Annotated in this window: 7 protein-coding genes and 1 pseudogene; 5 read left to right on the top strand and 3 right to left on the bottom strand. The window is 74.2% G+C overall.

The window, feature by feature from the left end:
* The 4 genes from ABZ281_RS34655 to ABZ281_RS34640 all read left to right on the top strand — a co-directional run.
* Nucleotides 1–472 (top strand): alpha-ketoglutarate-dependent dioxygenase AlkB (locus tag ABZ281_RS34655; RefSeq protein ID WP_356662014.1); only part of this gene is annotated, 472 nt, incomplete at its 5' end.
* An 88-nt stretch (nt 473–560) separates the two neighbouring features.
* Complete coding sequence (locus ABZ281_RS34650) at nt 561–1,808, top strand: ROK family protein (RefSeq protein ID WP_356662012.1); 1,248 nt, start codon at nt 561–563, stop codon at nt 1,806–1,808.
* 79 nt (nt 1,809–1,887) lie between these two features.
* Entirely contained in the window at nt 1,888–2,841 is a 954-nt protein-coding gene (locus ABZ281_RS34645; RefSeq protein ID WP_356662016.1) for an NAD(P)-dependent oxidoreductase, read from the top strand.
* A gap of 12 nt (nt 2,842–2,853) precedes the next feature.
* Nucleotides 2,854–3,276, top strand: a complete 423-nt coding sequence (locus ABZ281_RS34640) for a PPOX class F420-dependent oxidoreductase (RefSeq protein ID WP_356662010.1) — start codon at nt 2,854–2,856, stop codon at nt 3,274–3,276.
* A 19-nt stretch (nt 3,277–3,295) separates the two neighbouring features.
* Here ABZ281_RS34640 and ABZ281_RS34635 read toward each other — a convergent pair whose 3' ends face one another.
* Genes ABZ281_RS34635 through ABZ281_RS34625 form a run of 3 tightly spaced genes read right to left on the bottom strand, consistent with a single transcriptional unit; the run spans nt 3,296 to nt 5,377 of the window.
* Nucleotides 3,296–4,204: a phosphotriesterase gene (locus ABZ281_RS34635; protein WP_356662008.1), complete on the bottom strand. Its 909-nt coding sequence runs from the start codon at nt 4,202–4,204 to the stop codon at nt 3,296–3,298.
* The gene (locus ABZ281_RS34630; RefSeq protein WP_356662006.1) at nt 4,201–4,788 is read right to left on the bottom strand and encodes a DUF4865 family protein; all 588 of its coding nucleotides are present in this window, start codon (nt 4,786–4,788) and stop codon (nt 4,201–4,203) included. Before ABZ281_RS34630 ends, ABZ281_RS34635 begins: the two co-directional genes overlap by 4 nt.
* A 10-nt stretch (nt 4,789–4,798) precedes the next feature.
* On the bottom strand, nt 4,799–5,377 hold the full coding sequence (locus tag ABZ281_RS34625; RefSeq protein WP_356662004.1) for a TetR/AcrR family transcriptional regulator: 579 nt from the start codon (nt 5,375–5,377) through the stop codon (nt 4,799–4,801).
* Between the two features lie 165 nt (nt 5,378–5,542).
* On the opposite strand from ABZ281_RS34625, the pseudogene ABZ281_RS34620 reads away from it, so the two are divergent.
* A pseudogene (locus ABZ281_RS34620) lies at nt 5,543–5,689 on the top strand (SHOCT domain-containing protein); the annotation flags it as partial.
* Nucleotides 5,690–5,743: the final 54 nt, after the last annotated feature.

Genomic DNA, 5,743 nt, shown 5'->3' with positions numbered 1-5,743 from the left:
GACCGCCCGGCAGGTCTGCCTCGGCTGGCACTGGTATCCCTACGCCTACGCCCGCACGGTCGCCGACGGGGACGGCGCCCCGGTCCAGCCGTTCCCGCGGTGGCTCGGCGAACTGGGCCGCCGGGCGGTCCGCGACACCCTCGGCGGACCGGCGCCCGACTACGACATCGCGCTGATCAACTTCTACGACGCCGACGCCCGCATGGGCATGCACCGCGACGGCGACGAGAAGTCCGACGCGCCGGTGGTGTCGCTGAGCCTCGGCGACGCCTGCGTCTTCCGCTTCGGCAACACCGAGACGCGCACCCGGCCCTACACCGACGTCGAGCTGCGCAGCGGCGACCTGTTCGTCTTCGGCGGCCCGTCCCGCCCGGCCTACCACGGAGTCCCCCGGGTCCACGCGGGCACGGCACCGCCCGGACTGGGGCTGACGGGCCGGCTCAACGTCACCCTCCGGGTCAGCGGCCTCTGATGCCCGGCCGCACGCGTCTGCGCTGCTCCCCGGCGCCCGGCCGGCGGGCTCGGCCACCATCCCGGCGGATCATGGGAGACTCGCCCTCATGAGCGGGAAGGCGGACCCCCGGCAGGCGGGGTATGGGAGCACTTCGCGAGCGCGGCTGGACCGGGGGCGCGGAGCGCTCGGGCCCGCACTGGAACTCGTGCACACCGGACGCGCGCCGACCCGGGCCGTGCTCACCGCCGAGCTCGGGGTGACCCGGGCGACGGCCGGCGCGGTCGCCGCCGAGCTGGAGGCACTCGGGCTGATCCGGGTCGACGCCCGGCCCGGGGCGGCGGCCGGCTCGCAGGGCAGGCCCTCCCACAAGCTGGCCGTCGCCGACGACGGGCCTGTCGCACTCGCGGCGCAGGTCCACTCCGACGGCTTCCGGGCGGCGCTGGTCGGACTGGGCGGCCGGATCGTCGCCACCGCGCCCGGCTGCGAGGTCGTCGACGCCGACCCGGCCAAGGTGCTCGCCTCCGTCGTCGCGGCCGGCGCCGAGCTGCTGGGCGAGACCGGACTGCGGTGCGTGGGCGCGGGCCTCGCCGTCCCCTCCGCCGTCGCCGAACCCGAGGGACTGGCCCTGAACCCCCTCCATCTGGCCTGGCCCGCGGGCGCGCCCGTCCGGGACATCTTCGCCGAGCAGGTGCGCGCGGCCGGCCTGGACGGACCCGCGTTCGCCGCGAACGACGTCAACCTCGCCGCGCTCGCCGAACACCGGCACGGCGCCGGCCGCGGCGCACGCGACCTGCTCTGCGTGGCCACCGGCCACCGCGGCGTCGGCGGCGCGCTCGTCCTCGACGGCCGCCTGCACCGGGGCAGTTCGGGTCTCGCGCTGGAGGTCGGGCACCTCACCGTGCACCCCGAGGGCCGCCCCTGCCACTGTGGCAGCCGCGGCTGCCTCGACGTCGAGACCGACCCGCTGGCCTTCCTCACCGAGGCAGGACGCGAACCGGGCCCCGAGGTGTCCCTGCTCCAGCAGTCCATCGACCTGATCCGCCACCACTACGACGATCCGGGGGTGCGCACCGCCGCCGAGGCCCTCATCGACCGCCTCGGCCTCGGACTCGCCGGCCTGGTCAACATCCTCAACCCGGACCGCATCATCCTCGGCGGCCTGCACCGCACCCTCCTCGACGCCGACCCCGGCCGGCTGCGCGCGGTCGTGGCCGACCGCAGCCTGTGGGGCCAGAGCGGCGGCGTCCCGATCCTGCCCTGCACCCTCGACCACAACAGCCTGGTCGGCGCGGCGGAACTGGCCTGGCAGCCGGTTCTGGACGACCCGCTGGGAGCGCTGACCGCGCAGGGGTGAGCGGGGACGGGCCGTGATCCGGTGAGACTGACCCCACTGGTATCAGGCTTGGCCGCGCCGCTTACGGGAAGGCGCGCCGCTGAGCGGGCAGGCTGGGTCGCAGGCAGTCCGCTCGCACCGCACCACCGAGGAAGTTGACGCAATGACCGACAAGCTCACCGTGAGCGTCCTGGGCACCGGCATCATGGGCGCCGCGATGGCCCGCAACCTCGCCCGGGCCGGACACACGGTCCACGCCTGGAACCGCACCCGGGCCAAGGCCGAGCCGCTGGCCACCGAGGGCGTGCGGATCGCCGACACTCCCGCGCAGGCCGTCCAGGACGCCGATGTCGTCCTGACCATCCTCCACGACGGTCCCGCCGCGCTGGACACGATGCGCGAGGCCGTCCCCGCCCTGCGCCCCGGCACCGCCTGGGTGCAGTCCACCACCGCCGGCATCGAGGGCGTCGCCGAGCTGGCCGCCTTCGCCCGCGAGCACGGCCTGGTCTTCTACGACGCCCCCGTCCTGGGCACCCGCCAGCCCGCCGAGGCCGGGAAGCTGACCGTGCTCGCGGCCGGTCCCACCAAGGGGCGCGAGAAGGTGACGCCGGTCTTCGACGCCGTCGGCGCCCGGACCGTGTGGAGCGGCGCGGACGGGGCGCGGGGCGGTGCCACCCGGCTGAAGCTGGTCGCCAACAGCTGGGTCCTCGCCGTCACGGCCGCAGCCGGTGAGGCCCTCGCCCTGTCCGAGGCCCTCGGCGTCGACCCGCGCGGCTTCTTCGACCTCGTCGCCGGTGGCCCGCTCGACATGGGCTATCTGCGCGCCAAGTCCGAGCTCGTCCTCGAAGACAGGCTCACACCGCCCCAGTTCGCGGTGAACACCGCAGCCAAGGACGCCCGGCTGATCGTTCAGGCCGGCGCGGACCACGGCGTCCGCCTGGACGTCGCCGAAGCGGCCGCCGCCCGCCTGGAGCGCGCCGCCGCCCAGGGCCACGCCGAGGAGGACATGGTCGCGGCCTACTTCGCCAGCTTCGACGAGAAGACCGACTCCTAGGAGGTTCCCCCCATGTCCAAGCCGCCGCTGCCGCCCGAGGCCGACGCCCTGCTGAGCGGGCCCAACCCGTGCGTCATGGCCACCCTGCGCTCCGACGGCGCACCCGTCTCCACCGCCACCTGGTACGCGTGGAAGGACGGCCGGGTACTGATCAACCTCGACGAGGGCCGGGTGCGCCTGAAGCACCTGCGCCGCGACCCGCGCGTCACCCTCACCGTCCTCGCCGGCGACGAGTGGTACACCCACGTCACCCTCATCGGCCGCGTCACGGAGATGTACGACGACGAGGACCTGGCCGACATCGACCTCCTCGCCCGGCACTACACCGGCAAGCCCTACCCGGACCGCGTCCGCCGTCGGGTCAGCGCCTGGATCGAGGTCGACCGCTGGCACGGCTGGGGCGCGATGAAGGACAGTGACCAGGCAGGCGGCTGAGACCCGGTGACCAGGCCGGTCAGCGCCACTCGGTCCCGAACGCCCGGCCCGGATTCACCGTGAGGATGCGCCCCACCAGTTCCTCGCCCACGGCGTGCACGAGCCGCGGCCGCACCCGGCGCAACAGATAGGGCATCCCGGGGCCGCCGTCCACCGAGCGGGCGGCGGCCGTGGTGGTGTCCGCGCCCAGCAGCACCCGGTCGCCGAACCCGGCGTCGGCGAGGGCCCGTACGGCCTCCGGCGTCCGCCAGTCCGTGGCGTGGTGCGTGAGGGACGGTCCGTCGAAGGCCAGATAGCAGCCGGACTCGGCCGCCTGCCGGTGCACCACGAGGTCGGGGGAGCGGTTGAGGTGCCCGAGTACCACGCGGTGCGGCGGCACCCCCAACTCCCCGCACAGCAGGTCCAGTACGTCCAGCGCGCCGGTGCCCATCTCCAGGTGCACGGTGATCGTCGCGCCCGTGGCGTGATGCGCCTCGGCCGCAGCCGTCATGGTCCAGCGGGCGTGCGCGTCCAGGGCGTGGAAACCGCCCGCGACCTTGACGAGCCCCGCCCGCACCCCCGACGTCCCGATTCCCACGGTGAGTTCGGAGACGAAGACCTCGGCGAGCCGGCTCCGCAGCCCGGCGAGCGTGCCCTCGTCGTAGTGCACGGCCTGGTGCAGACCGGTCGCGGCCACCACGTGCACGCCCGTCTCCCGGGACAGCGGCGGCAGGTCGGCGGCCCGCCGCCCGAGCCCGTACGGCGTCCACTGCACGACGGCCCCACCGCCCTGCTCCCGGAACGCGACCAACTCCGCCCGCGCCGCCGCCACGCTGCGCAGCTCCTGGCCGGGCAGCCGGGGAGTGCCGAAGAACACGTGGTCGTGGGCGTCACACACACCCAGGTCGGCGGGAGGCACGTCCCCCAGCACCGTGCGGACCGCGCTCACCACTGGCGTCCCCGGGGCAGCCGGTCGCGGCCCGGAGCGGACAGATGCAGCACCTCGAACACCTCGCCGTCGGCCTTGGGCGTGTCCTGCTCCCAGCGCTCCCAGAGGGAGAAGTGCACCAGCTCCCAGCGGCTCGTGTCGACGGCCGCGGCGGCGCACAGGACTCCGTCCTCCGCCGCCAGCCGCCGGGCCTCGCCCACCGCGTCCTCCACCGCTTCGGACAACAGCCCTGCGTTCAGGACGGATTGGCGGCGCCGTACCGCGAACCGCGCCTGCGAGCCGTCGCCTTCCTCGTAGGCGAGCCCCGTCCACTGGCGCGCCGACGGCCGCCCGAAGTCGTCGCTGACTCCCTGGAAACCGCCGCCCCACAGGAAGGAGTTCATCCCGTCGACCGTGTTCCAGAGGTAGAAAGGGGCGTACTGGTTGACCGGCGAGCCGCGCAGGCCGCGCTCGCGGATCAGATAGGCCTTGAGGCCGAGCCCGTCCCAGTCGTCGAGCAGATGCCCCCGGCGGGCGACGCGGTCGCGGATGATGCCCATGTCGTACCCGGCGGGCAGGGTGATCTCGTAGTGCAGGGCGTGCATGGAGATCTCCTCAAGAAGTCCGGGGTGCCAGCAGGGAGAGCAGTCCCCGGACCCCGGCGTCGAACGCGGCGGGGGAGCCGGAGGCGCGGGCGAGGACGTAACCGCCCTGGACGGTCGCGACGACCGCCGCCGCGATCTCCCCGGCGTCGAGGCCGAGCGCGAACTGGCCCTGCGTCTTGCCCTCTTCGACGATCCCGGCGATCCGTCCGCGCAGCCAGTCGAGCGTCTCGTCGACCGGTGCGCGCAGCTCGGGGCTCGCGATGACGTCCGGGTCCATCGTCAGTCGGCCGACCGGGCAGCCCCGCAGCACGTCCCGCTCGCGCCGCAGATACGCCTCGATGCGCTCGGAGGGCGTGCCCGGACCGTCGAGTACTCCCGCGGCGGTGGCGCGCATCTCCTCGGCGGTACGCCGGATCGCGGCCAGGGCGAGATCGGGCTTGCCCTTGAAGTGGTGGTACATGCTGCCCTGCCCGGCGTCCGCGCGGTCCAGGATCGCCTTGGGGCTGGTGCCGGTGTAGCCGCGCTCCCACAGCAGCTCGCGGGTGGACTCGATCAGCCGTTCCGGGGTGCTCATACCGCCACTGTACATACCAGTAGTTACAGAAGTCGAGTGCCGCGGGGAGCAGACGAGACCCGCCCGCCTACTCCCCGCGGGGTACACGCAGTGCCGCTGGCCGTACGACGACCGAAGCCCCCTCCCCGGACGACTCTCGAAAGCGACACCGCACACGAAGCGATCGAGGAGTTGGACGACATGCAGACCCTGGCGAACTTCGGCGACGGCGGCGGTCCCGGCCCGTGGATCCTGCTCTTCCCGGTGATCTGGGCGCTGGTGATCGGCGGCGGCATCGTGCTGCTGCGTCGCACGGTCTGGCGCGGACGCCGCGGCGGCCCCTGGCGGCAGCCCACCGTCGAGCCTCCATGACGGCCGCCGAGCTCGCCCGTGAGCTGGAGG

This window comes from Streptomyces sp. NPDC006265, from assembly GCF_040613555.1.
GTDB lineage: Bacteria > Actinomycetota > Actinomycetes > Streptomycetales > Streptomycetaceae > Streptomyces.
Note: the sequence above shows the minus strand (reverse complement) of the source record. Positions and strands in the feature narration are given on the sequence as shown.